The 26,754-nt window shown below is 36.9% G+C and carries 27 protein-coding genes and 2 pseudogenes; 2 read left to right on the top strand and 27 right to left on the bottom strand.

Annotated features, from left to right (window positions below; genetic code table 11):
* Positions 1-1,001: 1,001 nt before the first annotated feature.
* From virB11 to AC6ER9_RS03405, 25 genes are all read right to left on the bottom strand, one after another.
* A complete protein-coding gene (gene virB11, locus AC6ER9_RS03525; RefSeq protein WP_497075010.1) occupies positions 1,002-2,063 on the bottom strand; it encodes a P-type DNA transfer ATPase VirB11 in 1,062 nt (353 codons plus the stop codon).
* Positions 2,038-3,195: a type IV secretion system protein VirB10 gene (gene virB10, locus AC6ER9_RS03520; protein ID WP_497075264.1), complete on the bottom strand. Its 1,158-nt coding sequence runs from the start codon at positions 3,193-3,195 to the stop codon at positions 2,038-2,040. Before virB10 ends, virB11 begins: the two co-directional genes overlap by 26 nt.
* Positions 3,195-4,001 carry a P-type conjugative transfer protein VirB9 gene (gene virB9 / locus AC6ER9_RS03515; protein ID WP_497075009.1) on the bottom strand — a complete coding sequence of 269 codons (807 nt, stop codon included), beginning with the start codon at positions 3,999-4,001 and terminating at the stop codon, positions 3,195-3,197. Before virB9 ends, virB10 begins: the two co-directional genes overlap by 1 nt.
* A gap of 13 nt (positions 4,002-4,014) precedes the next feature.
* On the bottom strand, positions 4,015-4,716 hold the full coding sequence (locus AC6ER9_RS03510; protein WP_497075008.1) for a VirB8 family type IV secretion system protein: 702 nt from the start codon (positions 4,714-4,716) through the stop codon (positions 4,015-4,017).
* A gap of 8 nt (positions 4,717-4,724) precedes the next feature.
* Complete coding sequence (locus tag AC6ER9_RS03505; RefSeq protein WP_497075007.1) at positions 4,725-4,856, bottom strand: TrwH protein; 132 nt, start codon at positions 4,854-4,856, stop codon at positions 4,725-4,727.
* 205 nt (positions 4,857-5,061) lie between these two features.
* Positions 5,062-5,940: a TrbL/VirB6 family protein gene (locus tag AC6ER9_RS03500; protein WP_497075002.1), complete on the bottom strand. Its 879-nt coding sequence runs from the start codon at positions 5,938-5,940 to the stop codon at positions 5,062-5,064.
* A gap of 217 nt (positions 5,941-6,157) precedes the next feature.
* Positions 6,158-6,865, bottom strand: a complete 708-nt coding sequence (locus AC6ER9_RS03495) for a TrbJ/VirB5 family protein (RefSeq protein WP_497075006.1) — start codon at positions 6,863-6,865, stop codon at positions 6,158-6,160.
* Positions 6,862-7,005, bottom strand: coding sequence for a TrwH protein (locus tag AC6ER9_RS03490; RefSeq protein WP_497075003.1), 144 nt, complete (start codon positions 7,003-7,005; stop codon positions 6,862-6,864). Before AC6ER9_RS03490 ends, AC6ER9_RS03495 begins: the two co-directional genes overlap by 4 nt.
* A 205-nt stretch (positions 7,006-7,210) precedes the next feature.
* Complete coding sequence (locus AC6ER9_RS03485) at positions 7,211-8,089, bottom strand: TrbL/VirB6 family protein (protein WP_497075002.1); 879 nt, start codon at positions 8,087-8,089, stop codon at positions 7,211-7,213.
* 220 nt (positions 8,090-8,309) lie between these two features.
* Entirely contained in the window at positions 8,310-8,639 is a 330-nt protein-coding gene (locus AC6ER9_RS03480; protein WP_497075005.1) for a TrbJ/VirB5 family protein, read from the bottom strand.
* Positions 8,640-8,698: 59 nt separating this feature from the next.
* Entirely contained in the window at positions 8,699-9,118 is a 420-nt protein-coding gene (locus AC6ER9_RS03475) for a hypothetical protein (RefSeq protein ID WP_497075004.1), read from the bottom strand.
* On the bottom strand, positions 9,115-9,258 hold the full coding sequence (locus AC6ER9_RS03470; protein ID WP_497075003.1) for a TrwH protein: 144 nt from the start codon (positions 9,256-9,258) through the stop codon (positions 9,115-9,117). Before AC6ER9_RS03470 ends, AC6ER9_RS03475 begins: the two co-directional genes overlap by 4 nt.
* A 205-nt stretch (positions 9,259-9,463) precedes the next feature.
* Entirely contained in the window at positions 9,464-10,342 is an 879-nt protein-coding gene (locus tag AC6ER9_RS03465; protein ID WP_497075002.1) for a TrbL/VirB6 family protein, read from the bottom strand.
* Positions 10,343-10,562: 220 nt separating this feature from the next.
* The gene (locus AC6ER9_RS03460; RefSeq protein WP_497075263.1) at positions 10,563-10,952 is read right to left on the bottom strand and encodes a type IV secretion system protein; all 390 of its coding nucleotides are present in this window, start codon (positions 10,950-10,952) and stop codon (positions 10,563-10,565) included.
* A 14-nt stretch (positions 10,953-10,966) separates the two neighbouring features.
* The gene (locus AC6ER9_RS03455; RefSeq protein WP_497075001.1) at positions 10,967-11,356 is read right to left on the bottom strand and encodes a TrbJ/VirB5 family protein; all 390 of its coding nucleotides are present in this window, start codon (positions 11,354-11,356) and stop codon (positions 10,967-10,969) included.
* A complete protein-coding gene (locus AC6ER9_RS03450; protein ID WP_497075000.1) occupies positions 11,353-13,824 on the bottom strand; it encodes a VirB4 family type IV secretion/conjugal transfer ATPase in 2,472 nt (823 codons plus the stop codon). The genes AC6ER9_RS03455 and AC6ER9_RS03450 overlap by 4 nt, the downstream gene beginning before the upstream one ends.
* 2 nt (positions 13,825-13,826) lie before the next feature.
* Positions 13,827-14,135, bottom strand: coding sequence for a VirB3 family type IV secretion system protein (locus AC6ER9_RS03445; protein ID WP_497074999.1), 309 nt, complete (start codon positions 14,133-14,135; stop codon positions 13,827-13,829).
* Between the two features lie 12 nt (positions 14,136-14,147).
* On the bottom strand, positions 14,148-14,459 hold the full coding sequence (locus AC6ER9_RS03440) for a conjugal transfer protein (RefSeq protein WP_497074998.1): 312 nt from the start codon (positions 14,457-14,459) through the stop codon (positions 14,148-14,150).
* Positions 14,460-14,600: 141 nt separating this feature from the next.
* Positions 14,601-14,912 carry a VirB2 family type IV secretion system major pilin TrwL gene (gene trwL, locus AC6ER9_RS03435; RefSeq protein ID WP_497074997.1) on the bottom strand — a complete coding sequence of 104 codons (312 nt, stop codon included), beginning with the start codon at positions 14,910-14,912 and terminating at the stop codon, positions 14,601-14,603.
* A gap of 112 nt (positions 14,913-15,024) precedes the next feature.
* Complete coding sequence (gene trwL / locus AC6ER9_RS03430; RefSeq protein ID WP_497074996.1) at positions 15,025-15,330, bottom strand: VirB2 family type IV secretion system major pilin TrwL; 306 nt, start codon at positions 15,328-15,330, stop codon at positions 15,025-15,027.
* Positions 15,331-15,466: 136 nt separating this feature from the next.
* Positions 15,467-15,778 (bottom strand): VirB2 family type IV secretion system major pilin TrwL, encoded by a 312-nt coding sequence (gene trwL / locus AC6ER9_RS03425; RefSeq protein WP_497074995.1) that lies wholly within the window; start codon positions 15,776-15,778, stop codon positions 15,467-15,469.
* A gap of 106 nt (positions 15,779-15,884) precedes the next feature.
* Positions 15,885-16,199, bottom strand: coding sequence for a VirB2 family type IV secretion system major pilin TrwL (gene trwL / locus AC6ER9_RS03420; protein ID WP_497074994.1), 315 nt, complete (start codon positions 16,197-16,199; stop codon positions 15,885-15,887).
* Positions 16,162-16,461, bottom strand: coding sequence for a KorA family transcriptional regulator (gene korA, locus AC6ER9_RS03415; RefSeq protein WP_497074993.1), 300 nt, complete (start codon positions 16,459-16,461; stop codon positions 16,162-16,164). Before korA ends, trwL (AC6ER9_RS03420) begins: the two co-directional genes overlap by 38 nt.
* Positions 16,462-16,570: 109 nt before the next feature.
* Positions 16,571-17,215 carry a lysozyme family protein gene (locus tag AC6ER9_RS03410; protein WP_497074992.1) on the bottom strand — a complete coding sequence of 215 codons (645 nt, stop codon included), beginning with the start codon at positions 17,213-17,215 and terminating at the stop codon, positions 16,571-16,573.
* Positions 17,215-17,829, bottom strand: coding sequence for a hypothetical protein (locus AC6ER9_RS03405; RefSeq protein ID WP_497074991.1), 615 nt, complete (start codon positions 17,827-17,829; stop codon positions 17,215-17,217). Before AC6ER9_RS03405 ends, AC6ER9_RS03410 begins: the two co-directional genes overlap by 1 nt.
* 128 nt (positions 17,830-17,957) lie before the next feature.
* On the opposite strand from AC6ER9_RS03405, the gene AC6ER9_RS03400 reads away from it, so the two are divergent.
* The gene (locus AC6ER9_RS03400; RefSeq protein WP_142416710.1) at positions 17,958-18,245 is read left to right on the top strand and encodes an H-NS histone family protein; all 288 of its coding nucleotides are present in this window, start codon (positions 17,958-17,960) and stop codon (positions 18,243-18,245) included.
* A 2,394-nt stretch (positions 18,246-20,639) separates the two neighbouring features.
* On the opposite strand, the pseudogene AC6ER9_RS03395 reads toward AC6ER9_RS03400, so the two are convergent.
* Both AC6ER9_RS03395 and AC6ER9_RS03390 read right to left on the bottom strand, forming a co-directional pair.
* Positions 20,640-21,318, bottom strand: a pseudogene (locus tag AC6ER9_RS03395) (integrase arm-type DNA-binding domain-containing protein); the annotation flags it as partial.
* 380 nt (positions 21,319-21,698) lie between these two features.
* Positions 21,699-22,976 carry a ubiquinone biosynthesis hydroxylase gene (locus AC6ER9_RS03390; protein ID WP_497074990.1) on the bottom strand — a complete coding sequence of 426 codons (1,278 nt, stop codon included), beginning with the start codon at positions 22,974-22,976 and terminating at the stop codon, positions 21,699-21,701.
* A 698-nt stretch (positions 22,977-23,674) separates the two neighbouring features.
* On the opposite strand from AC6ER9_RS03390, the pseudogene AC6ER9_RS03385 reads away from it, so the two are divergent.
* Positions 23,675-26,121: pseudogene (locus tag AC6ER9_RS03385) on the top strand (DNA translocase FtsK).
* Positions 26,122-26,754 lie beyond the last annotated feature (633 nt).

Genomic DNA, 26,754 nt, shown 5'->3' with positions numbered 1-26,754 from the left:
TTGTAGATTGGTTTGAGTCAAATGGATTTAATCATCAAAAAAGGTCTTTTATTTTTCCGCATAAAAGACATCTATTTAAGTATTAACAGTGTAATCAATGATTGTTAGAATATCTATTCTATTGTACGGTAAAATACCATTATTTTAAGTGTGGCCTTTAAAGTGATTAGCAAGTAAAAGCAGCGAAGCAAGAAGATGGATTGTTTACAGATTAACGTGGGTTAAAAAGCTTCATCTTTTGGGGATGGTAATCTGTGGAGTCTATTTTAAGAAGGGAGACTGTAGAGCGGCATTTGTAGGAATTTTCGACCTTTGAGCGATAGAGAAAAGTGCAGGAATATTTATTTAGTAAAGCTTGCCTTGTGTTGTTTATATAACATTATTTTTTAGGGTGGAAATGGCTCCATGTGATATGGTTGGTAAGGATTTCTTTAAGAGAAATTTGATTGTTTATAAACAGGGGATGAAGAGCTTTTTTTCATTCAAAAAAAGTCGATAGACCACTATATTTTTATGACCAAATAAAATGTGATTTGTGGATGCTTAATCGGAATGAATTTGTATGAGGTTTTCTGTATCTGAAGAGTGTTTGGCTAAAAAGTATATTTATTGATCACTTAAAAATAAAACTTAGAATTTTAAAACGATAAGATTTTGTCTTTATAATGATAATTATTGGTGATGATTGAAAAGAGCTATTTTATAAAGCTTTCATTGCTGGACAAATCAAAAGTTATTTTTTTACTTTTGTTGAAATATTTATTTTGTAGTTATTTTCTTTTTTTGCATCAAATTCCCATTTTCAAAAAATAAATAGAAATAATAATCAAAGATAAGAGAATAGAGCTCTATATGTGATTTACTTTTTTCTTCTTGTATTCATGAAGAGTATAGAAAATGCATTTAAGTAGCAAAGAGAAGAGGGGATGCACAATAAAAAAGCCGTAACAATTGGTTACAGCTTTTTTATTTGTGTGCGATTCTTGAAAAAAAAGCCTTTTTTAAGCGATTTTTGATTTAACAAAAATCGGGTCGTAAAAAACTTCAGAAAGTTTTCTATCTTTAAAGAACAAAACAACATCAACTGTTGTGTAAAGAACGATTTTTATCATTTCTATCTCGAGTTGGCGGCCAACTTCTGATCTTTTAATCAAGGTAGCACAGCGTTCAAATGTTTGCAAAGCACTGTTGGCATGCGTCGTTGTAATTGACCCAGGATGGCCCGTGTTGAGTGAATTGAGATATTCCCATGCTTCATTGCCTCGTAATTCAGCAAGAAAAATTCGATCAGGCGACTGACGCATACATGCATCTAGGCATTCTTCAGCTGAAACACGGCCTACATTATTACCATAAATCATATGGACATGGTTAGGATGATTGGGGAGAAAAAGTTCATGAACATCTTCAATTGTAATAATACGCTCTTCTGCAGGAACCTTTTCAATGAGTGAGCGAGCAAATGTTGTTTTACCAGATCCTGTTTTGCCTGCGATGATAATGTTGCGTTTATGAAGGACGCATTCTTGCAAAAATTCAAGAATTTTTCCTTCACGCTTACGTTGCAGAAGTTGAACTTCAAATGGTTCCAACCGTGTGAAGTCTTGCTTTAACAACAAGTTATCGGCTTCTTTTTCCGAAGGCTTATTAAAACTTACATCAGAAAAGTTATCAAATGCTCCTTCTTCTTTAAGTTCTTCTAACGTCTTAACGATAAGAGAATGCTTACGAATAACAAAAGACAGGGCACCATCAACAACAGCTGGCGTTTGTATAATTGTACCACGTTGTCCACCAGGCAAGAGTACATAATTAATACTTTTAGGAGCCATACCGTTATAAACGATAATCGCTGTAATAAGCGTTTGTAAAAAAGCTGTTGTTAATTCTGGTACGCTGTGAACCTGCCACCCATTAAAGGTCTTTGTCCACACTTCACAGGGGCGGCAGATCGATAATTCAGTGATCTTCGGATCTTCTAAGAAACGATCAAGCGGTTGCAGAAGTTGAGAAACCGCTTGATCTTTTTGTATCGGATTAACGTGTGACGAGACTGTAGACATCGCTGAAATCCAAATCACGAGCCACAAAAATATTTACTCTCTCGCCCTGGTTTTTATAAAGCGTTGGTGCGATATTGATGGAATTTTGAAGAACATCACTCACTACTGATTCAGCACCTTGCACACCTTGAGGTTGTGATTTCTCTTTATTTTCTTTACTGGTACTGCTGACTTTACCTTTCGCCCATTCTCCTAAATCACCGATAATGCTCACCATGATTGCGCCACCAAATCGCTCCCAAAAGTGCTGGTCAATCCAGCCGCCGATACCCGCTTCACCAAGAGGACCAGTACCAGGTGAGTCAAGATTGACAATAACGCCAGAAGGGGTTTCAATACGCGACCATTGCACAAAAACACGCGTTTGCCCTTGTTGTATGCCACTTTGGTAAAAACCAACGACTTTAGAACCACGATCGAGCAAAACAACACGACCACTTGTAGAATACACATCACGTGTTAAATGACACGTCGTCATTCCAGGTTGTGATGTGATGATCTTTGTTTCCAACGTGCAGTCCATTTGCGTTCCCTGTGTAATCAAGAGATCACGGTTATGAAGTTGCGCCGCATGTGATTGACCTAAACGTACAGGCTGAAGATTATCGAACAATGCACCACCGCTTCTATCACCATACGATGTATCTTTTGTCTCTGTAGACCCTTCACTTCCACCGCTGTTAAGACTAGAACTGAACATACGTTTGCGTGCTAATTCTTCAGAATCTTGGATCATATGTGGAGGCATGGTTGTTTGAAAAAACTTAGTCAAGGCGGGTGGAATATCCAAAGCTGAGTCCTCTGTTTGTGTTGGCTCATTATTTTCTTCTGGAACCTTTGGCTCTTCTTCTATAATCCGAGGGGTATAGCTTGGTATAATTTGCTGTACCGTTTGTTGTGATATTTCTTCTTCATCTTCTACGGTATTGCTCACTTTCAAAGCCTTCCAAGTCAAAGCGATCGGTACCGCTATGATGACAACAAACCCTACCATTAACAATGCACGGGCGCCGGGAATTGTTGGGCGGCGTTCTGAACCTAGTTCTGATTCCTCATAAGCACCTTCAATATGTCTTTGCTCTGAATTGTCCAGTTGTCTGCCTTTGTCCTCTCCTTTCTCATTCTCAAACATCATTTTCCTCCTTTATTAACGCGATGAACCACCGAAGATATTGTTCTGGTTGTATTGGGTATACCATGAGGGTCATAGGCTTCATTAAAAACAGCGAGCGCACGTTTACCGAGCCGTATGAGCCATTTAGGATTGACCTTATGAACAGCAATAACATCATTAGAATCGCCGACAATAGTGCGTGGTATTAAGCTTTCATTCCCTTCGTCATCTACAACATAAATCGATGGCATATCTACGTTAGCGGGAAACTTGAAATAAGTAATACGCCCATTATCCCAAGCATTGATCGGTGCAATATCTTTATGACCGCTCATGGTGTAACTAAGATTATAGCCTTTTACGCTTTGGTGAAAACTACGTTCAATCGCAAGGCGTTGATTGTTTGCGTCTGACTTTTCATCCACGAAATCAGGATAATTGAAAGCCAATTCATAAGTAGATCCCGCACGGTCATTGCGAAATTGAAGACGGAATTTGTAGCTCCGTTTATCGGTTACAACGATAAGATTGGTATTAGCAAGTTCTGCTTTAGGTTTAATAAAAATATGTCGTCCTTTATGTGCAAAGGCATAGGCTTCTGAATCACCAAAAGCATGCGTGATATAGCGTTCACCTTCTTCAAGAATGATATGCGTTGCCACACCAAGAACCGTTTCAATTTGAACGACATCGGCTTCGTTATAGGTTATATAGCGAATGCGGTGATCATATTGCGAATTTGATGGACTTTTAAGCGCCTGCGCAGGCATTGTATAAAGAGAAGAGAACGAAGATAATAGAACAATGAATGCAAGTTTTTTCATAACAATCAATTCCTTAATCATTCAACAGTATTTCCGAATCAGAACGGTAACTTGTCACTTGAAAACCAAGAGGGTTAAGCAATCGATCAGATGATTTCATGGGGGCACCGACATAGGTGTAGCCAATTGTTGCAATTTGGTGTTGTTTGGGTCCAATAGCAACTCCATTGCTGTCAAATTGCTGTGTCGTAAAACGTACAGTTGCTTGACCGAGTCCATTGGGCTGAATCGATCGTACTTTAACTGCGATACGTGCTTTGTTGGAAAGCACTTTATCCCGCGCTTTTTCTCCTTCATAAATTTTATAATACTCTTGTTGAACAGCTGCGGCACTTAAAAGTGCTGTTGTATCATAGTTTAGTTGAATGGTATCATAGTCGTAAACTTCGCGGTTAAGCACATATTGATTGAGCCAATATCTATCTACAACTTCACCATAGCTTTCTTCATATTCACGCATGATCGAAATAACATCAACTGCACCTGTTGTGTTATCAACGCGGAGCACTAAAGGCATTGGAGCTGGTTGAGAAAACCCAACGACTCCACATATCATACCGGATAAGCCAAAAAGACCAACAGCACTCGCAACACGCCACGCCGTTTTACGGGATTTTACAAATTCATTTATAAGATCCCGTTCTAAGCCACGACTTTCTTCATAATAGGAATCAATGTTTTCAGCTTTTATCGGTTTAGTTCGTTTTTCTTTCATATGGCTCCTCATTTAATTTCGGCAGGGATTGTTTTGTTGATAGGCACACGGTTTCTATCATTTGGTTGCTTTAGCTTTGGTGCTAATGCACAAGCCGATAAGACATTTATGATCAAAATCATAAGAATGAGACGTTTCATTTTAGTGCTACTCTTTTTTGCTGTTATATACAATACAAAATTTTCCTTCATTATTTATATTTTGAATATAAAGTAAAGTGCATAATGTGTATTTTTTTAATTTTTTGATTTCATAATTCTGTTTTCTTCTATGGAAGAATTCAGTTTCAGTGCAGATATTTTTTTACCTTGAGATTAGGGTTTTGGTTATTTTATCCTATGGGTGTTAAGAGCGGCTGTTACGGGAACTGTTGCGTGTTATACCATCGAATTTCCAGAAATGTCCGAATGTAATACCTTTTGCGAGAGAACTGGCGATATTTGCCAGTTTAAGCAACAGCATAATGGATATAATGGACAAGATAAGCGCTCCCCCCAACATGTATCCCATATTCTGATCGTAATCGAGTTTCATATCGCCCAAATAGTTTGCAAAGATAGTCATCATCATATTAAATACAGTTGCTAAGAGTATAAAGAGGATTGTATAGCTTAAGACTTGTGCTATCCACTGCTCAAAGAAGCGATAGGTTGGTTGCCAGAGTAGAGCGATAATGAAGATTGGGCCCCAGCCTACGAGAAGTGCAATAGCGATTTTTGTCAGGAAGACGAGACCACCACCGATTGCGACGACAAGGCTTGTTGTTATCAAGATGAGGATACCTAAGAGACCGTAAAGGAAGCCATTGGCTTCGAAGAAGATAGTTTCTGCGAAAAGGCTGCTTGCATATTGAAACCCTCTGCTAGCCGTTGTATCCAGTAACTTCATTAGGTCTGCATCTGTGAGTGGATTTTTTATGAGTGCTTTTGATAAGTCCTGCGGCATTTGCGTTATCAAATCTGTGATTTGTGGCTGATAAAGTCCTGCGGTAAGCGCTATTGAAGTAATAATACTGATTCGCAGGACACGGCTTACAAATCCGGAGAGAGGCATATCTATAGCGCCGCGAATGATGAGCCATCCATAGATGATAAAAGCGATGGTGATCCCGATTGAGACGAAGGGTGTAATAGTAGCTATGGCTTTTGCGGAAATATCTGTGACATATGTTTTTGTTATCTTATCGATTTGAGTGAAAAGTTGCGAGAATATCGTGAAATTCATGGCTTTCCTCTTTAATGAACTTTCAATTTTTCATCATCTCAAAACACAGATGCACGCTATGTGCTTTATTTTGCATTGATACAAGTCACTTAGGTATTTTCATCAAGATTATTTGGGATTTGACAAAACTTTTATGTATTCTTCCAGATTGGTGAGACACGTACAATTACAATAAGGTTATTTTCATAAAAGAGAGAAAATAAAGCTTATAAAAGGCTTATTGAAATCTTATGGTAGGCATCTTGCCAGCCTTTATTGAAGCCGGCAAATATATCCTAAGTTTTTGTCTGTTGATAATATCCTTTTCATTATTGGTTAAATTTCTGAGCATTTGCATTTTTATAGTTTCATTTTTAATCATAACTAACATATATCTCAGCTCTGCTTGTAACTTAATAACTTCTTTCAAATCTTTTGCTTTTTCTGCAGTCTTTAATAAATCAACAATTCTTTCAAAACGCTTTTCTACGTCCTGGATAGCTTGCAAGCTTACAGCTCTAGCGATAGCTCCTCTATCTTTGAGACGTCTATTAATCATCACATGCATATCATTTCGTGAGCCTATCCCCGTGTATTGCTCTTTCAGAACAATCTTGTTAAGATCTTCAAAATAAGGCTTTGGCCAAAAACGCGTATTAGAGAGAGAGTAAGAAGGTCGTGCGTTTGAGTAAATTGACTGCGGATCCTGAAGAAAGTAGTTTGGCAATGCGCTTTTAATTTTATCACCCGTTATGGACTCATATATCTCTACCGTTTGGTTGTGTCGATCGCTGCTCTTTTTTAAATTTTTGTCTAATAGCTTAATAATTTCCGAATATTCTTTGTGATGAGGGTGACGAGACGCGCTTGACGACCCCCCCCAACCAAATGCCACTAGCATCTCAAAGAACACAGCCAGTCCTGTTATAATAATAATCTTTTTCATATGTTTTCTCGCTGAATTTCGGCAGGGATTGTTTTGTTGATAGGCACACGGTTTCTATCATTTGGTTGCTTTAGCTTTGGTGCTAATGCACAAGCCGATAAGACATTTATGATCAAAATCATAAGAATGAGACGTTTCATTTTAGTGCTACTCTTTTTTGCTGTTATATACAATACAAAATTTTCCTTCATTATTTATATTTTGAATATAAAGTAAAGTGCATAATGTGTATTTTTTTAATTTTTTGATTTCATAATTCTGTTTTCTTCTATGGAAGAATTCAGTTTCAGTGCAGATATTTTTTTACCTTGAGATTAGGGTTTTGGTTATTTTATCCTATGGGTGTTAAGAGCGGCTGTTACGGGAACTGTTGCGTGTTATACCATCGAATTTCCAGAAATGTCCGAATGTAATACCTTTTGCGAGAGAACTGGCGATATTTGCCAGTTTAAGCAACAGCATAATGGATATAATGGACAAGATAAGCGCTCCCCCCAACATGTATCCCATATTCTGATCGTAATCGAGTTTCATATCGCCCAAATAGTTTGCAAAGATAGTCATCATCATATTAAATACAGTTGCTAAGAGTATAAAGAGGATTGTATAGCTTAAGACTTGTGCTATCCACTGCTCAAAGAAGCGATAGGTTGGTTGCCAGAGTAGAGCGATAATGAAGATTGGGCCCCAGCCTACGAGAAGTGCAATAGCGATTTTTGTCAGGAAGACGAGACCACCACCGATTGCGACGACAAGGCTTGTTGTTATCAAGATGAGGATACCTAAGAGACCGTAAAGGAAGCCATTGGCTTCGAAGAAGATAGTTTCTGCGAAAAGGCTGCTTGCATATTGAAACCCTCTGCTAGCCGTTGTATCCAGTAACTTCATTAGGTCTGCATCTGTGAGTGGATTTTTTATGAGTGCTTTTGATAAGTCCTGCGGCATTTGCGTTATCAAATCTGTGATTTGTGGCTGATAAAGTCCTGCGGTAAGCGCTATTGAAGTAATAATACTGATTCGCAGGACACGGCTTACAAATCCGGAGAGAGGCATATCTATAGCGCCGCGAATGATGAGCCATCCATAGATGATAAAAGCGATGGTGATCCCGATTGAGACGAAGGGTGTAATAGTAGCTATGGCTTTTGCGGAAATATCTGTGACATATGTTTTTGTTATTTTATCGATTTGAGTGAAAAGTTGCGAGAATATCGTGAAATTCATGGCTTTCCTCTTTAATGAACTTTCAATTTTTCATCATCTCAAAACACAGATGCACGCTATGTGCTTTATTTTGCATTGATACAAGTCACTTAGGTATTTTCATCAAGATTATTTGGGATTTGACAAAACTTTTATGTATTCTTCCAGATTGGTGAGACACGTATAATTACAATAAGGTTATTTTCATAAAAGAGAGAAAATAAAGCTTATAAAAGGCTTATTAAAATCTTATGGCAGGCATCTTTTTATTTTGACTGTCAAAAGTCTTCATATCAACTTCGCGCCTTTTCGTTTTTATAAGCGCATACTCAGCATCACGTAAATGCATAACCATTTGCAGCTTTGTAGATTCATTTTCGATCATAGCTAACATACCGTCCACATTTGCTTGAAAATCGGCAACATCTTTCACATCTTTTGCGCTCTCAAGTGTGTCTAATAGAGATAAAATATGTTTAAAGCGTTTTTCTGATTCATCCAAAGCGTGTACACTTACAGCTCTATCCATAGCTGATGTATAATGTAAACGTCCCAAAAGTTTCTGATTCACGGGAGACATAGCCTGATTTTTCTTAGCACTACTCAAACTTTTAATAATATTTTCTAAGTCTACAGCTTTTTTTCGTCCTCCATAACCTTTTGATATGATGCATTTAAAGACTTATTGTTTTTGTAGAGTGAACTTAAGTAGAGTGAACTTAAATCTTTAAAAAAAAGATTGTCATACATTTTTTCCTTAATTTCAATGTCCTTAGCCCTAATGTTGTAGTAATTAAAAGTTATAGTTTTATAAATTTCTTCTAGTGCTACAAGATTTAGTTCTTGCGTTTCAAGCTGGAATTTTAATAACCTAATAATATCTTGATAATACTTTGGACCAGGGTTTTTGGTATCTGCATTGCTCGATAGGCCAAAACCTACTCCTGCTGCTGCTGCTCCTGTTCCTGCTAGGACCATAGTAAAAGCCTTGGCTGGGTTTGGTATCCCTAAGAACATAACCAGTCCTGTTATAATAATAATCTTTTTCATATGTTTTCTCGCTGAATTTCGGCAGGGATTGTTTTGTTGATAGGCACACGGTTCCTATCATTTGGTTGCTTTAGCTTTGGTGCTAATGCACAAGCCGATAAGACATTTATGATCAAAATCATAAGAATGAGACGTTTCATTTTAGTGCTACTCTTTTTTGCTGTTATATACAATACAAAATTTTCCTTCATTATTTATATTTTGAATATAAAGTAAAGTGCATAATGTGTATTTTTTTAATTTTTTGATTTCATAATTCTGTTTTCTTCTATGGAAGAATTCAGTTTCAGTGCAGATATTTTTTTACCTTGAGATTAGGGTTTTGGTTATTTTATCCTATGGGTGCTAAGAACGGCTGTTACGGGAACTGTTGCGTGTTATACCATCGAATTTCCAGAAATGTCCGAATGTAATACCTTTTGCGAGAGAACTGGCGATATTTGCCAGTTTAAGCAACAGCATAATGGATATAATGGACAAGATAAGCGCTCCCCCCAACATGTATCCCATATTCTGATCGTAATCGAGTTTCATATCGCCCAAATAGTTTGCAAAGATAGTCATCATCATATTAAATACAGTTGCTAAGAGTATAAAGAGGATTGTATAGCTTAAGACTTGTGCTATCCACTGCTCAAAGAAGCGATAGGTTGGTTGCCAGAGTAGAGCGATAATGAAGATTGGGCCCCAGCCTACGAGAAGTGCAATAGCGATTTTTGTCAGGAAGACGAGACCACCACCGATTGCGACGACAAGGCTTGTTGTTATCAAGATGAGGATACCTAAGAGACCGTAAAGGAAGCCATTGGCTTCGAAGAAGATAGTTTCTGCGAAAAGGCTGCTTGCATATTGAAACCCTCTGCTAGCCGTTGTATCCAGTAACTTCATTAGGTCTGCATCTGTGAGTGGATTTTTTATGAGTGCTTTTGATAAGTCCTGCGGCATTTGCGTTATCAAATCTGTGATTTGTGGCTGGTAAAGTCCTGCGGTAAGCGCTATTGAAGTAATAATACTGATTCGCAGGACACGGCTTACAAATCCGGAGAGAGGCATATCTATAGCGCCGCGAATGATGAGCCATCCATAGATGATAAAAGCGATGGTGATCCCGATTGAGACGAAGGGTGTAATAGTAGCTATGGCTTTTGCGGAAATATCTGTGACATATGTTTTTGTTATCTTATCGATTTGAGTGAAAAGTTGCGAGAATATCGTGAAATTCATGGCTTTCCTCTTTAATGAACTTTCAAATTTTCATCATCTCAAAACACAGATGCACGCTATGTGCTTTATTTTGCATTGATACAAGTCACTTAGGTATTTTCATCAAGATTATTTGGGATTTGACAAAACTTTTATGTATTCTTCCAGATTGGTGAGACACGTATAATTACAATAAGGTTATTTTCATAAAAGAGAGAAAATAAAGCTTATAAAAGGCTTATTAAAATCTTATGGTAGGCATCTTTTTGTTTTGACTGTCAAAAGTCTTCATACCAAGTTGGCGCCTTTTCGTTTCCATAAGCGCATCCTCAGCATCACGTAAATGCATAACCATTTGCAGCTTTGTAGATTCATTTGCGATCATAGCTAACATACCGTTCACATTTGCTTGAAAATCGGCAGTATTTTTCAAATTATTATCTTCCGAATTTTCTGCTTTCTCAAATGTGTCTAATAGAGATAAAATATATTTAAAGCGTTTTTCTGATCCATCCAAAGCGTGTAGACCTACAGCTCTATCCATAACTGATGTATAATGTAAACGTTCCAAAAGATTCTTATTCACGGTAGACGTACTCTGATTTGTCTTAGCACCACTATAATTTTTAATAATATTTTCTAAGTCTACAGCTTTTTTTCGTCCTCCATAACCTTTTTATATGATGTATTTAAAGACTTATTGTCTCTGTAGAGTGAACTTGGATCTTTTAAAAAAAGATCGTCATACATTTTTTCCTTAATTTCAATGTCCTTAGCCCTAATGTTGTAGTAATTAAAAGTTATAGCTTCATAAATTTTCTCTACTCCTGAAAGCTGTTTTCCTGCCAAATTAAGCTGTTGTTTTAATAACTTAATAATATCTAGATAATGCTTTGGTGTATTAGGACGTTTTGGTTTTGGTTTTGGTTTCCACCACCTAGTAATTGGTGGTACTGCAGCAAATTCAAAAGCCTTGGCTGGGCTTAGTATCCCTAAGATTACGGCTACTGCTATTGAAATAACGTATTTTTTCATGGTTCCCTCCTCTCATTTTTTGCGTGATTTAAAAAAATTGGTAACCATATTGCTGGATCATCTCCCACTTCAGCAATAATGTTCTCGACCAGTTCTGCGTTATCCGGCGTACCTGATAACACCAAGAGCTCGTCACTAAAGTCGTGTTTGATGGTTTTTCCATCGCTTGTCACATGGAAGTTACTGAGACTCAGTTCCGCAAGCGCAGATTGATCACCTTGCTTAATGAGGAATTGACGACTAAACTCTCCAAGCTCTGTAACAAGTTTAAATTCAGTATCTGTTAGTTTAAAGCCTTTTGTATAGTCTTCATAATTTGCTTTGGGATTAGCTAGAAAAATATAAGTTGCACATTGTTGAATGAGTGTTTTGGCAATATTACTTTCTAAAGCATCGCTAGGCTCTTGTGTCGCGTAAACAAAAATACCATTTTGTTTACGGATAGTTTTTTGTTTATTTTTTGCTAAATCTTCAAAGTATGGGTCTTGCAACGGCTTCCAAAACTCATCAAAGATATACATAAATCGCTGCCCGCTAATCATACCTTCTGTACGGTAAAGCAGATACATCATCACTGGAGTACGCGTTTCCAAATTATCTAAGAATTCCGTGATATCAAAGCCGTAAATTTGATGTGTTGAAAGATCAAGCGCATCATGAGGGTTATCAAATAACCATCCATAATCACCCCCTTCACACCATTTGAGTAAGCGCGCATGAACAGATGGAGGTGCATTAAAATTGCTTAAATGCGGATTTGGTAAAAATTGTACCAGAAAAGATAAACGACGCAGCGATGGGTCAATGTTACTGCTCATAACAGACATAACAGCATTATTAATTTCTTCCTCGTCGTGATGCGTAATTTCGCCACCAGCTTCTGCCAATTTTTTAACAAATTGTTTCAAAAAAATCAGATTGTCTTGTGTGGGTGGAAGTTGAAATGGATTAAAACCGCTTGATCTGCCAGGCTTGAATGTTAAATATCTCCCACCCATCGCTCGAATGGCAATTTCCATGCCACGATCTTTATCAAAAACGACGGTTGTTGGTTTAAATTTTTGCGCTTGTGCCAACAAAAATCCGAGCAGTACAGTTTTACCAGATCCAGACTGTCCGATAAGTGCGGTATTTCCGAGTAATCGCTTGTCAGTGGAATCCTCCTCAAGCTTGGAGGCATGAAAATTGAAATAAAGCGGCGTTTTACTGGTTGTTTTAAGAATTGTGACCGCTGGTCCCCATGGATTTCCAGTGGGTTTTCCTGACATAAAATTATGAAAAGACGAAAATGATAAAAAGTTTAGTGATGTAATTGGGGCAGGACGAGGCCTCCATTTCCAATTGCCAGGAAGTTGTGCCCAATAGCCGGCTTCTATCGCTAAATCTACTGGTTTGGGCAATACGGCAACATCTAGCAGCGCTGCACTTGCTTTTGCCATATGGTCACGGACTTGTTGTATTGTATCACCATATACAGTCAATGTGCAGTGATGTTCTCCCATGACAAAACGCCCACTGATAAGCTGGTTGAGTGCTTCATCAATTTGTTCAATTTGGCTCGTTGCCACATCGCGTGCATCAATAAGATTACGCTGATGCCGTTGCAAATAATCTTTCGCCGCATGGCGTGAGAGCACCGAAAAGCTCTGTGTCAATATGAACTCAAAATCACTTTCTAATAAAGCATTTAGTTGTCCTGGTTTGGTTGTTGCATCGTATTCTTTAATTTCCAGCATTCCAAATCGACGAGTTCCACTGGTTGTTCGCAGCTCACCAAAAGCACCCCATTTTGAGAAAAAAGGCCTATTGATAGACATGTAATCAGCGAAACGATCGCGACAAATCGGCATAGGGCGATATTCACCATTGACAAGCATTCCAAGAAATTCAAGTGCAGAAGAATAAGCATGCCCATTTTTTTCATAAACACCAAGAATTTCTGCACCATAATGCTTTAAGGATTGACCTAAAGTACGATTGATATCGTTGAGTGCTTTGATACATGAATCCTGTCGTAGCTTTTTTTGATCAAGCGTTTCGCGTTCATGTCGAGAGAAGAACGACATAATTTTATCCGCTACCGGTTGGAAAATAACAGTCAGATATAGATCATTGACCATTAAATTATAACCAGTAAAGCTTTGCCGATATTTTTCATCAAGCTGATAGCAAAACATTTGATCAAATGTTGAATCAGGATATTCATAAACACGACGGCGCACAATATGCGTCCAAAAGGATAAATTAGCTGATGCAATACCCCGTAAAGTATTGTTAAGCTCTTTTGTCCATTGAAAGATATCTTCTTCTGAAGCACTTTGATGTGAACGTCCGTCAATCTTCCAAATCGACAAATACTCCGCATTCTTAGTCGAGATAATTGTGTCTGTAATATGATGTGAATAGGGCAAAAACAGGCTTACAGGTGTTTCTGATGCAAGGCGTTTGCTGCTTTCAACAGCTGTCATGCTTATCTCCTTTTTCTATAATTAGAGGGACTATAACTTGATGCGCCCCAAAAGCCTTTATTGCGATTGCGAAATTTGGTATCGATCCATAACCACCAGATACGAAACGCTTTGTCATCATTTTTGGTTATTTGCGTCATAATGAACCATAGAGGTGGCGCCATAATCCACAAAAAGATATTTACTGTCATGGCAAAAACTGCGACACATATAATCATAACGATAAGTGGCATCATAGGGACACCCCACAGTGTTGGAACACGCGTTGCTCCTTTGAATAAGGGGAATGCTTTTTGTTCTTGTGGTTTCATAGGATTTTCTTGTTACTGGATGTAAAATAACATGTGGCTAAGATAAAAGGCTGCACCTGCAATAATGACACTGAATGCCCATCGTATAAAGGTAGCCCTTGCAATAATGCGAAATAGGTAAATAAGTAAAAGAAAGAAAAGAATAATGCCAGCAGCGATAGGAATAATTATACTTAACCCATATTGCATCCCTATAAAAATATCTAAGTTCTTTGTTTCATTTTGAGCATATGCAGATTGACTTACTAAGAACATAATCAAAGTGATAACAATCTCACTAATTTTATTGTACATTTTTGCTGGAAAAATACTTGATTGTCGCATATCCCTCATTCCTATTTTAACTAGAGTTCTTATAAAGAACATTTCCTTTTTTGCATTATAAATAACACTATTATTGCTATAAGCTTACAATTAATAGATATTATTAAAACATTATGTATTGTAATTGCACTTATTTTATCTTTAACTGTTTGTGAAGAACATGGTAGCAAGTTGGGTTGCCGAGCCAGCGACGACGACACCAATTGCCCAGCGTATAAATGTGTCTTTTTCGATATAGCGTCCTGCATAGCCAATTGCTAAGCACAAAAGTATAAGCGCAGCAGCTACAGGGATAATGTTTTGGATAAGATCTTTTTGCAGAGCATCTAAAGCTTTTTTAGCATTCTTTAATTCTGCATATGCAGGATGTGTTATAAAAAACACAGCTATAGCTGCAGAAATTGCAATGATTTTGTTACCATTTTTAAATTGGAGGTCATGTAGTTGTTTCATATTCTATCCTTATTAAGACTCTAATAATGTTTATTTATTCGCAGTATAAGTAAAGATTGTTATTGAATATAGATTCTCTTGACGTAAAGTCTTCTTGCTGGAGACTCCATAATCAACCCAAAAACATTTGTGCAAGCTCAGCTGCTGATCCTGCGATGACAACGCCGACAGCCCACCGTACAAATGTATCTTTTTCGATATATCGTCCTGCATAGCCAATTGCTAAGCACAAAAGCATAAGCGCAGCAGCTATAGGGATAATATTTTTAATGAGGTCCTCTTGAAGCTTTGTTAAGGCGTCTTTAGCATTCTTTAATTCTGCATATGCAGGATGTGTTATAAAAAATACAGTTATAGCTGTAGAAATTGCAGCGATCTTATTATTATTTTTCGATTGTAATTTATTGAATTGCTTCATTTTTACTTCCATTTTAGATAAAAAAAATATTTCATATATCCCTAATATAAATAGAATTATCATTGGTTTATTTATAATTAATAGTAACCTCTCACTATTATAGAACATTATGTATTATATGTTGTCGTAGTTAATTTTAACCACTTGTACCTTTGAAGAACATGGCAGCAAGTTGGGTTGCCGAGCCAGCGACGATGACACCAATTGCCCAGCGTATAAATGTGTCTTTTTCGATATATCGTCCTGCATAGCCAATTGCTAAGCACAAAAGTATAAGCGCAGCAGCCATAGGGATAATGTTTTGGATAAGATCGTTTTGTAAAGCCTCTAAAGCAGTTTTTGCTTTCCCTAAAGTTTGTTGGGCATATACAGAGGTATCCATAACAAATAAAGCTATAACCGAAAAAATTGCGATAGTTTTGCTATTATTTTTTAATTGTAGATTCATTTTATTCTGCCTAATTAGATTGAAATTGGTGTAAAACCATTGCTACCAAACTTTTTTTGCAAAGATAAAGATCATTTCGTATTAAACATGTTTACAACCCTTTTCTTTAGTTTATAAATAACATATTAGCAAGTTCGGCTGCTGAACCTGCAATGATGACACCAACTGCCCACCGTACGAATGTATCTCTTTCGATGTAGCGCCCTGCATAACCGATGGCTAAGCATAAAAGTATAAGAGCAGCAGCGGTAGGAATAATTATCCCCAATTCTCTTTTAAGGCTCTCTAAAGCTTTTTTGGCTTTATCCAAACCTTGTGCTTGGGCCAATACAGGATGAGATATAAGAAATAGAGTTAAAGCTGCAGAGATTTGAGTAGTTTTATTACGAATGACTGTTTGAAGAATATTTGATCGTTTCATGATTTTCATCCTCATTAAGACTAAAGCTTCCACAAATAACTCCTCTTTCATGAAGAAATTTAAAGAGATATTTCGGATCAGCCCAAGTTCTTAGTTTTCCTCTTTGTGTAAGAAGTGTATACTTATTTGGTTTTCCAGTTATTGGATCATCAGCAACAAACGTAAAATACCACTCCCTCTCTGAGCGCATCACAATTGTAATTTCACGTGCTGCTTTTTGATTAAATGCTATATCAACGCTGTTTTGTTCGATCATTTTCATTATCTTTGCCCTCAATTAGAAGATTTTTTTCAATCTTACTAATTAGAGCTTTAATATTTTCTTATCTAGCTTTCATTATATTATCCTATCAAAATTTTAATTCCAAAAGTTAGTAAGTATTATATTCCTCTTGCTTTTTAAATGAAGAAGAATCCTCCATTGTAAAAGCATCATCAGTGCTACTTGCCGTATGTTTAAAGGCATCATCTTCCTCTTCACCTAAAAAGAGAGGAAGAGAATCTGTTTTGATTACTCGTTCTGGTTCCCCTTTTTTAAGTACTACAGGCTCTTGCAAGTCTTTATCTACATGTGCAGCAACCTTTACTTCAAACAATGAAGAAATCTCTTGCATAGAAGCGGTATTAAAATTCCCCATGTTGTAAAAACCTATTGCGGATAACAATGTATCCTTTTCAGAGTTGTATACGGATGCTATCCGTTCATAGCGGTAGGTTAAAGTGTCTTGCTCAGTTTTAAGATTTCTACAAAAATAAAATGGATCACAAAAAGAAAACCATTTCACATCTTTGACATCAATTTGCTCCAAGTTTGCGTCAATATTATGTCTATTTTGTTTAAAGTGCTCACTTGTTGCAATCGCTTTTCTAGATTGAGATGACTGATGGAATAATCTATCGTTATCACCTGCGACATAAAGATTATTTCGCGATTCCGGTGCGATAATAACTGAAAGCATTGTAGGAGATGCATTCGTGTATGCAGAAGCAGACATTATTAAATCTGAGACAATCATCAGCAATACGCCCTATTATGAAGAATTTTATTGATATAAATGCCAATTCTGCGTGATGCTTTTTGTTGTTGTTTTTTGATTTTACAAATTTGCAGAACAAGATTGGTCCGTTTAAAATGTTTTTTATGATTATTGCTTTGTTCTTTTTTTAAAACATTTTTAACAGATACAAATATCCAAGAAACGAAATCAATGTATGGAATACAATAGGGCCCATTATGCCAACGAATGTTATTAAAATTAAGGCTAAAAAAACGGATTTTAAACAATAATAGTCTGTCATACTCTTTTGAAATTGCTTGTTTTACATCATTTTTCAGCTGTGAAAAAATTTTTAAGGAGTTTTTATATACAATGAAAAGTTGTCGTAGTTGAGGGTTTCTCTCACTGTTATAATGAACGACATCATCATTATACGCAGAGGGCTTGTTCTTTGCGACATATTGCCATAGTTTATAAGATGGTGATTTATATTTACTTTTGACTGCTGATTCATGAGAGTCAGAGAAGGGCAATGGTGTTTGCGCACCGCACTTTCCAGTTTCAGCAATTAAACTGAAAAAGGATGCGGTGGTGGAAACTGAGACACAAATAAATAACTCTCTGCGATCCAAAGCACATCTCCGTCAAAGTGATATATTTATCGTAATTTTAATTTCGATAACAAATAGGCAAAAATCGTCTATAATTATGTTTAAAATATGACAAAGAATAATTCTTTTTTGCAAGGGGAGTAATTAAGGTGAATGATCTCAAAAATATGAATTTTGATGAACTACAAGAAATGCGCACACAAATCGATGTAGAATTAAAAAAACGGCAAGCAAAGGAAAAGCAAAATGCACGACGAAAAATTCTTGAAATCGCCAATACCCATGGAATTGATATTGCTGATCTTGTGAGTAAAGAGCGTCATTATAGAAATCCTAATAACCAATGGGAATTATGGAATGGACGTGGACGAAGACCTAAGTGGATTAAAGAATGGTTGGAGAATGGGTATACGCTTGATGAACTCGAAGTAACATAACAATAGAATTAGCATAACACAATGCGATATTTATAAGGCAAGGGAATACAAAGAGATATGAATGCAAGCAGTAGGCTTTTTGCCCATTTGATTGTATCAACATACTAAACAGATATATTAAACTATTGAGTCGTCTTATAAAATGGTCAAAATATGAACGGATGTATTTAAAGGCAAGAGGTATTATTGTCATAAGCTAGCATCATTATTAAGTTTGCTAGCTTAAAGTGTTGTCATTATTCTTGGTATTTGAGGGAGGGGATATTTTGCTTCTTTTTTATAATTTTTACTTATATGTGGCCTTTTTTAGACTAGAAAAGTGAATGGTTTTATTAATTCTTTTATAAAAAGGATTGAAATGAGAAGAATTTATTGCATCAGGAGTGTGCCAGCACCATTGTTATATTTGCCAGCACCCAATGTTGTAACAGTTCTTTGCTTTGGAGGCGGTTCATTAGAGGTATTTCGGGGGCCTTTCTTAAAACAGTTTTTACCCACATGGCTCATTCGTTTATAACATGTAAGAAACATGGTTTTGATTAACTTAGCAGGAGAGAGATTTGAAATGAGGGATCTTACGGGATTGAGGGGCTAAATAACGATAAATTACCATTATAAATTAATTTTCTGTTTGCTTCTACTTCGATATATAAATAATAATTTTATCAATCAATATGTTGATAATATCCTTATATTTTTACAATACTGTTCTGTAAAATCAGATCCTGATGTGATGGGTCTGGTTTCTATAAGATTATCTACATGAGATATTTGCTTTATTTAATTTATCATTTATCTCGTTGAAATGAGTAAATGTGGAGAAAATAGAAACTTTCTATGGCGGGTAAGATAATAGGATTTTGTAATATATTCTAAAATATCTATGATTAAAATGCATTTATGAGCCTTTATGAACAATAAGGTGTATTGAAAATAAAAAGATTGAGTCATTTTTTACTTTCGTTTGTTTTCTTGTATGGTTGGGTCGGGGAAATATATATGTTTACAATTGTGTGTGATGATATAGAGTATGGCATACTTTGTTATATATCAGAGTTTTTTAAGTGTAATATCTTCATGTAAATTAAAGAATGTGTTGCACAATAGAATACTCTAAGCCGCATCGCATTGATTTATGATGATAATGCATTGTTTTGCATGTTGAGTAAGAGTCCTTGAATACTGTCAGCTCTCTTATTTCAAATCTGTTCCATGTTGAGGCAATTAAAATCATTTGCTTCTACGTCATAAGTGGGGAGATCATGTGGGTAAAACTGTTGAATAAAGGACCCAAAATGCCTCTAATGAACCGCTTCAAATGTCAGGAACTGTAACAATATTGGGGGCTGGAAAATATAATAATGGTGCTGGCTTGCCCTTTATATTAAGCATAAAGATGGTGGTGCTTACAGGATTTTATATTATTTCATGGGGGCTTTATTATTATATTCTTTACAGGCGCTATAGCAGAATGGTTTTGAATATCTTGAGAGATATTTCTTTAAAGAAAGCCCATGAATATTTAATGTGATGGTGTTTTTACATGAGGGGTGTGACCCCAAAAAGACACGCGATAAACAAAATCATGAGGCAATAGGCAATTTAAACTTCATGTTCGTTTCAAATTAGGGTACCTCTTCGTTTAGAGATTAAGCCAATAAAGATACACAATAGTCTTGCCCTATGCGGAGTACATGTATATTGCTAACTTATATTTTTTTTAAAGAAAAACTTTAATACAATGAAGTTCATTGTATGGCGTTTCTCATGAGTAGTATAACGGTAACACTCTAATGAATAATATAAAATCTATTGTGCAATACCATTTTTACTTCGATAAAAAGTGTAATTTGGTACCATTATACTTTTTGCAAATTTTTAATGTTTTGATAGCCCTAGGTATTGGGGGAGAGACTTTTTATTACTTTGTTTAATTGTTTTTTACCCACATGGCTCATTCGTTTATAACGTGCAAGAAACATGATTTTGATTAACTCAGCAGGAGAGAGATTTGAAATGAGGGTATTTTATGATTTTTAGCTCGCGCATTCAATATGAGAACAATGAAGTGTTCGTTATAAATCAAAGTTTGTCTGATAAAGAAAGTCCTATTTAGTTTGTTGGCTGTGAAATCGCCTTATTAGAGGTGTGGTGCGATAAGCATTAAATGTTTTTTCAGAGCATAGTGAATATTCTCAAAGTATGGCTTGTTTATCTTGCCTTATGGTTAAATGAAATGCGCTAGGGAGATGGTAACTGTATAATATATTGACTTATAAATATAATTTATTGTTGTTCATATTAAATTAGATCCTCGAATATTGTAGGATTCTTTCATTTAAAATCTCTTTTATGTTGAAGGAATCAAAACTATTGGTGTTTGTACGTCATGAGTAGGGTTGTTGTTTGACAAAGCCCTTGATAAAAAGCTGGTATATCTCTCCAATCTATGGCTGGTCTATTCGTAACCTTATGACGTTGTTTGCCTAAGAAAGCGCGTACTTTTTCTGTTGCTTGTAAATCAACATCCAAACCCAAGACAGCCGCATGTTTGAGATACACATTGAGATGCTTTAGAGCTCTATAAACAACTCCAGCTTTTGTATACTAAATAGGAGCAAGAATATTGCCTATTTTTGTTTGTGTAATCTCTGAAATGGGCAGATAACCTAATTTAGGGAGAATATAAAGACGTAAAGGTGCAAACCATTTACCATCATTCTTGAGTTTTTTTTACGGCTTTCAAAGGCATCTAAAGCAATATCTTTTAAATAATGGAGATTATGTATTGCCTCACGCTTTTGTTTATTGCGTGTCATAATGGTGGCATGTTCTTCACGAAGAACAGAGTGCTATTGGTTTGCACATTCGCGTGCTTGTTTGAAAGAGACATTTCTCAAAGCACACCCAATTCCATTTCGTGACGGCGCTTGTAAATGGTGTAACGATAAATCCATAGAGCACCCCTATCTTTACGCTTATGAAGAAACAAGCCGGCATCATCACACACTTTACCAGCCTTTGAGTGTTGCGGACTAACCCTTGGCACTTCAGATGGTTCATTAAAAGCCATTTTTAGTCTTTTCTTATATAATTTTTACTCCCACACCAACTCCGCTTGTTACGTGCAAGCAAGTGATTTTGGTTGATTCAGCATGAGAGAGGTTTGCAATGAGAGAATCCTATGATATTCGGGATTTTCATTCAACATATAAAATAGTAAAATATCATTATAAATCAATGCACTGTAGGTTTATGGGTAAAACTGTTGAATAAAGAGCTAAAAATGCCCCTTATGAGTTGTTTCAAATATCAATGACTATCGAAATATTGGGAGAATTCATTCAATGAAAATTGGATCTATAAATAAATCAAATTGGATGGAGCGCTTTTTGTGCTTTGAGGGGGAAAAAGCTAAAGGTTATAAAAAGTGAAAGGGTATGAATTTTTGCTTTAAAGCGGGAAACCTTGTAGAAGACGGGGCGCATTTGGGGTAAGGCCAGCTGCTTCTTGAATGAAATATTTTTTTATTTTTGGCGCTTGATTGACGATTCCAAGACCGGTATCGCGAAGCATTCGTAAGAGAAAGTTATCGTTAGAAAAGAGTTTATTAAGCCAATCATTGCTTAAAGCCATACGGACAATTTCAAAACGTCTCCAGCTTTGATAGCGTTCTAAAGCGATGAGGGAGCCAATATCAAGACCTAATCGTGCTGTTTCAATAATCACTTCAGCAAGAGCAGCGCTATCGCGTAATCCTAAATTAAGTCCTTGTCCTGCAAGGGGGTGGATGGTATGAGCAGCATCGCCAATGAGGGCAAAACGGGGCTTAATACATTGACGTGTTAAAGAAAGTTTTAGAGGAAAAGCTTGACGTTCGCCATTCCAAGAGAGTTTTCCTAATCGATGGCCAATGCGTCTTTCGAGCTCTGTTTCAAAAATAAGTGCATCAGCTTTGAGGTAATATTGCGCAGTTTTATGGTCTTCATTCCACACAATGGCGGATTGGTTGCCTTTGAGAGGAAGAAGAGCGAAAGGACCGGCAGGTAAAAAATGTTGAATGGCTTGACCATTATGGGGTTTTTCATGTTCAACTGTGCAGATGATTGCTGTTTGTTTGTAGGGGTGAGAAAAGTTTTTAAGACCTGCTTTTTGGCGTAATGTCGAATGGGCCCCATCAGCTGCAATAAGCAGTTTTGTTTGCAGAATATCTTTATTATTTAAGGTGACGGTGGTGTGTTGGTCTTCTTGATGAAAGTCAATGATACGCGTGTTTGCGATAACAGAGATATTGAGGTCTTTGACACGTTTTTTTAAACTATTGATGAGTTCTCTATGTTCGACCATTGTTGCAAAGGGTTCACCGGGGGTAATGTCGCCTTCAAAGGTTAAAAGAGTGGGTTTAACAGGATCATTTGTGTTTGTATCTGTGATGATCATTGAGTGAATGGGTTGTGTGGAGGGTTTGAGAGAGTCCCAACATTGCAATTGTTTTAACATACGAATAGCAGCAGCAGCAAGGGCAATGGTTCGTATGTTGGAAGCAGGAATATCTTCTTGTGGAGCAGCATCAACGATTTTAATCTTCATATGAGGGATGGTTTGCTTAAGCGCTATTGCGAGTGTTAAACCAACAGCCCCCCCTCCTGCAATGAGAAGGTCACATTGTTTGGTTTTATGAGATTTTATTTTTTTATTGGGTTTTACATCTTTATGGTGATTAGAATACACAATGTTTCTTCCATTATTTAAAGTTTTCTTACTTTTCTTTCTGCTCTACGAAGATGAAACTTCTCTTTGGATGAGATGGATCTTGGGTTTCAATCTGATGACAGACTGTTTTTCAGAGCTCTTTTGCTTTTATGACTCACTGTTGCAAGATTAATCGAATAAGTTTTTTGAGTGTCCTCCTCAACTCTTTTTACACTTGTGTTGATAAAAAAGAAAACTAAAATTAAATAAAAATGAGAGTGTATTTTTGAATTTGTGTGAAAATCTTTTAATATAACTACTTTGAAGAAACCCATTGAGGATGATCGATTAAGGAAAATGATGTTTATTTGTGATGGTTAAAACGGCATTAATATTTTATCGTTATCATAATGTCGTGTAAAGCCTTATCGGTTTGAGGTGAGTGCTCATGAGATTCCATGTGAAGCTCTACACATGAGGTCTTTTTTGTTGATCGTGTGATAAATATTTTAAGGTAGGACTTTTTTCGTGCTTTATGAAGGATTAGCCCTTCAGATGGTGGTCTATGAACGACATGAAGTGGGAAGAGGGGCGAATGCACGAGATTTAAGAAGTTGGATTGTTAACAAGCTATGTATTTAAAGATTGGTGCTATGTGTAAGCTTCGTCTTTTTTTAGGAGAGCAAGGAAGTTATAGCTCTTTGAAATATTAAAGTTTTATATTTGGAATTTGATGGATGCACCGAAATTCTTCTCCCTATGATTCATTAGAAACGCGAAATTTTCAAGGTTTTCGGCTTGTTGAGATGTTTTTACGTCAGATTGGTGTATTTATTGGGCTTGGGCTTTTGGGCTTTATTATTTTTTGCGTCGTTTCTTTGGCAACTTGGAATGTTGCAGATCCCTCTTTAACCCATGCAAGTACAAATGAAGTTACAAACCTTATGGGGTGGCTGGGGGCGATTTTTTCAGATTTTATGATGCAGTTTTTTGGCTTGGCAAGTCTTGCTGTTTTGTTGCCGCCATTATTTTGGTCTTTTCTCTTACTGGCACAAAAGAATATCTATAATTTGACTTTGCGCTTTTTTTTATGGGTGATCTCAACGTTTTGTTTTTTAATGGCTTTTGCCCTTATGACACCTGTTGCTTCTTTTACTCATTGGCCATTACCCATGGGATTGGGAGGGGTTTTAGGAGATAAAGCTTTAAATGTTGTTCCTTCAATTTTTCCTCTTTTGCTTTCTCCACTTTACACGGTTCTCTTCAGTGTTGTTTTTATCCTTTTAGGTTTTTTCATGGCTGCTTTTGCAGGCAATGTGATATGGCGGCGTCAAACAAAGAAAAGAAAAGAAAAAAGCATCCCAAAAGATGAAATCGTTGATCCGGTCTTTGAGGTGGAAGAAGATGCGGAATATATCGCAGACGATGATCGTGAGAAGCATGGTTTCTTTGCGACAACTTTTGGGGCTCTTTTACATCTTTTTTATTTTTTACAAGCGCGTTTTTTTCGCCTTTTCTGTTTCAAAAAGCATTCTCAGAGTAAAGAGAAAGGTAAGCCATTTGATCGGATTGAACCAACTTTTTTGGGCGAAAAAGCACAATATGAAGACAACCAAAATAAAACCCATGCTTCTGCTGTTAAAGGTCGTGGTTTGAAATCTTTCACAGCTTCTTCAAATGGTCGTTTTGTTCTTCCACTTTTAGATTATCTTTCGGTTCCACCACCCTCAGTTCGGGATGCAAAACTTTCTCCTGCTGCTTTAAAAGCAAATTCTCAGGAACTTGAAGGTGTTTTGTTAGATTTTGGGGTCAAAGGCAAAATTATAGATGCCTGTCCTGGACCGGTCGTCACTTTATATGAATTTGAACCGGCTGCTGGCATCAAGTCTTCTCGTATCATTAGTTTGGCAGATGATATTGCGCGCTCGATGCGAGCAATTTCTGCTCGTGTTGCTGTGGTTCCAGGGCGCAATGTGATAGGAATAGAATTACCCAATGCAAAGCGTGAGATGGTTTATTTAAGGGAGATTGTGCAAGCGCAGGAATTTGTTGAAAGTAAAGCAAAACTAGGTCTAGCTTTGGGCAAAACAATTGGGGGGAAGCTGTTATTGCGGATTTAGCAAAAATGCCGCATCTTTTGGTTGCTGGTACAACAGGATCGGGAAAGTCTGTTGCTATTAATACCATGATTTTATCATTGCTTTATCGTATGACACCTGAAAAATGTCGTCTCATTATGGTGGATCCCAAAATGCTTGAACTTTCGGTTTATGATGGCATTCCCCATTTGTTAACGCCCGTGGTGACAGACCCCAAAAAAGCAGTGACTGCTCTTAAATGGGCTGTTCGTGAAATGGAAGAGCGCTACAATAAAATGTCAAAACTTGGCGTTCGCAATATTGATGGGTTTAATGCACGTCTCAAGGAGTCGGAAGGTCAAGAAGAGGTAATGGTGCGTACCATTCAAGTGGGCTTTGATCATGAGACTGGTGAGCCTCTTTACGAGACGGAAACACTTGATTTTAGTCCTATGCCCTATATCGTTGTCATTATTGATGAAATGGCTGATTTGATGATGGTTGCTGGTAAAGATATTGAAGGCGCGGTTCAACGTTTAGCGCAAATGGCACGTGCTGCCGGTATCCATGTGATCATGGCGACACAGCGCCCTTCTGTCGATGTTATTACGGGGACGATTAAAGCCAATTTTCCCACACGCATTTCTTTTTCCGTGAGTTCAAAAATCGATAGTCGAACAATTCTAGGCGAACAAGGGGCCGAGCAATTATTGGGACAAGGAGACATGCTCTTTATGATGGGAGGAGGCCGTATTCAGCGTGTGCATGGACCTTTTGTTGCGGATGATGAAGTGGAGCAGGTTGTTGCGCATCTTAAAGCGCAAGCACGACCTGATTATTTGGAAACCATTACCCAAGAAGTGGAAGAAGATAGTGCTGATGTTTCTTCGGCTTCTCCTTCAGCAGATGATCCCTACAGTCAAGCAGTTGCTGTTGTGCTTCGTGATCGTAAGGCTTCAACCTCTTATATTCAACGCCGTTTAGGGATTGGTTATAACCGTGCTGCGACATTGATTGAGAGGATGGAAGAAGAAGGGATCATTAGTCCAGCAAATCATGCAGGGAAACGAGAAATTTTAGTGCCTGCCGAAGAAGAACGCTTTTGAAAATTCTTTATAATCGCTTTTTTAAAAATGTCTTATAAAATAGGCGATTACCTTATTATGCTGTAAAAAGTCGACATCGTTATACAATGCATTGTTATATATGAGTTTTCAATGTTGGGATAATACCTTGGCATTTGAGACTCTTCAGAAGAGCTATTCTTTATTTTATACAATTTTACTCAAACGTTTGCTTTTCTTGTAATGGGTAAAGAAAATGATTTGAATTGATTCAAGTCAGAGAGAGTATGTTAAGTGAGATTTTTACTGTATTTGGCGGTATGATTTAAGTTAAAAAAAATAATAAGTTATTATCAATGAATGTATTGCCTTAGAATGGCATCGTTGAAAGTATGGGGGTATAAAGACATGGAGGATTTAATATTTAAGTATTTTGTTGTTCTCGTCGTTCGACTTTAGGGTGAAACCTGCTGTGTCATGTGGCTTTCTAGTCTTTTTCTTTTAGGGAAGGGGTTATTTGTCGAGCCTTTATTTCAATGAATTATACGGGGGGTAAGCGAATTATATGGGGGAAGAAGCTAAGTGGAATTTGCTAAAATCCCAAAAGTTGAGTTTCAACTTCGCAAAGTGTACTTATCGGCGAGGTTTTGAGGTTTTTAGGATGTAAACTCCAAA

The organism is Bartonella sp. SL317 (genome assembly GCF_059687655.1).
Note: the sequence above shows the minus strand (reverse complement) of the source record. Positions and strands in the feature narration are given on the sequence as shown.

What these genes read in the sequence shown, in the direction of transcription:
- virB11 (WP_497075010.1), bottom strand. Translation starts at nt 2,063, where the DNA reads ATGTCTACAGTCTCGTCACACGTTAATCCGATACAAAAAGATCAAGCG.
- trwL (WP_497074994.1), bottom strand. Translation starts at nt 16,199, where the DNA reads ATGAAACGATCAAATATTCTTCAAACAGTCATTCGTAATAAAACTACT.
- AC6ER9_RS03445 (WP_497074999.1), bottom strand. Translation starts at nt 14,135, where the DNA reads ATGAAACCACAAGAACAAAAAGCATTCCCCTTATTCAAAGGAGCAACG.
- AC6ER9_RS03495 (WP_497075006.1), bottom strand. Translation starts at nt 6,865, where the DNA reads ATGAAAAAGATTATTATTATAACAGGACTGGCTGTGTTCTTTGAGATG.
- AC6ER9_RS03470 (WP_497075003.1), bottom strand. Translation starts at nt 9,258, where the DNA reads ATGAAACGTCTCATTCTTATGATTTTGATCATAAATGTCTTATCGGCT.
- virB10 (WP_497075264.1), bottom strand. Translation starts at nt 3,195, where the DNA reads ATGTTTGAGAATGAGAAAGGAGAGGACAAAGGCAGACAACTGGACAAT.
- AC6ER9_RS03455 (WP_497075001.1), bottom strand. Translation starts at nt 11,356, where the DNA reads ATGAAAAAATACGTTATTTCAATAGCAGTAGCCGTAATCTTAGGGATA.
- AC6ER9_RS03440 (WP_497074998.1), bottom strand. Translation starts at nt 14,459, where the DNA reads ATGCGACAATCAAGTATTTTTCCAGCAAAAATGTACAATAAAATTAGT.
- trwL (WP_497074996.1), bottom strand. Translation starts at nt 15,330, where the DNA reads ATGAAGCAATTCAATAAATTACAATCGAAAAATAATAATAAGATCGCT.
- AC6ER9_RS03465 (WP_497075002.1), bottom strand. Translation starts at nt 10,342, where the DNA reads ATGAATTTCACGATATTCTCGCAACTTTTCACTCAAATCGATAAGATA.
- AC6ER9_RS03485 (WP_497075002.1), bottom strand. Translation starts at nt 8,089, where the DNA reads ATGAATTTCACGATATTCTCGCAACTTTTCACTCAAATCGATAAAATA.
- trwL (WP_497074997.1), bottom strand. Translation starts at nt 14,912, where the DNA reads ATGAAACAACTACATGACCTCCAATTTAAAAATGGTAACAAAATCATT.
- AC6ER9_RS03510 (WP_497075008.1), bottom strand. Translation starts at nt 4,716, where the DNA reads ATGAAAGAAAAACGAACTAAACCGATAAAAGCTGAAAACATTGATTCC.
- AC6ER9_RS03490 (WP_497075003.1), bottom strand. Translation starts at nt 7,005, where the DNA reads ATGAAACGTCTCATTCTTATGATTTTGATCATAAATGTCTTATCGGCT.
- AC6ER9_RS03500 (WP_497075002.1), bottom strand. Translation starts at nt 5,940, where the DNA reads ATGAATTTCACGATATTCTCGCAACTTTTCACTCAAATCGATAAGATA.
- virB9 (WP_497075009.1), bottom strand. Translation starts at nt 4,001, where the DNA reads ATGAAAAAACTTGCATTCATTGTTCTATTATCTTCGTTCTCTTCTCTT.
- AC6ER9_RS03475 (WP_497075004.1), bottom strand. Translation starts at nt 9,118, where the DNA reads ATGAAAAAGATTATTATTATAACAGGACTGGTTATGTTCTTAGGGATA.
- AC6ER9_RS03450 (WP_497075000.1), bottom strand. Translation starts at nt 13,824, where the DNA reads ATGACAGCTGTTGAAAGCAGCAAACGCCTTGCATCAGAAACACCTGTA.
- korA (WP_497074993.1), bottom strand. Translation starts at nt 16,461, where the DNA reads ATGAAAATGATCGAACAAAACAGCGTTGATATAGCATTTAATCAAAAA.
- AC6ER9_RS03410 (WP_497074992.1), bottom strand. Translation starts at nt 17,215, where the DNA reads ATGATTGTCTCAGATTTAATAATGTCTGCTTCTGCATACACGAATGCA.
- trwL (WP_497074995.1), bottom strand. Translation starts at nt 15,778, where the DNA reads ATGAATCTACAATTAAAAAATAATAGCAAAACTATCGCAATTTTTTCG.
- AC6ER9_RS03505 (WP_497075007.1), bottom strand. Translation starts at nt 4,856, where the DNA reads ATGAAACGTCTCATTCTTATGATTTTGATCATAAATGTCTTATCGGCT.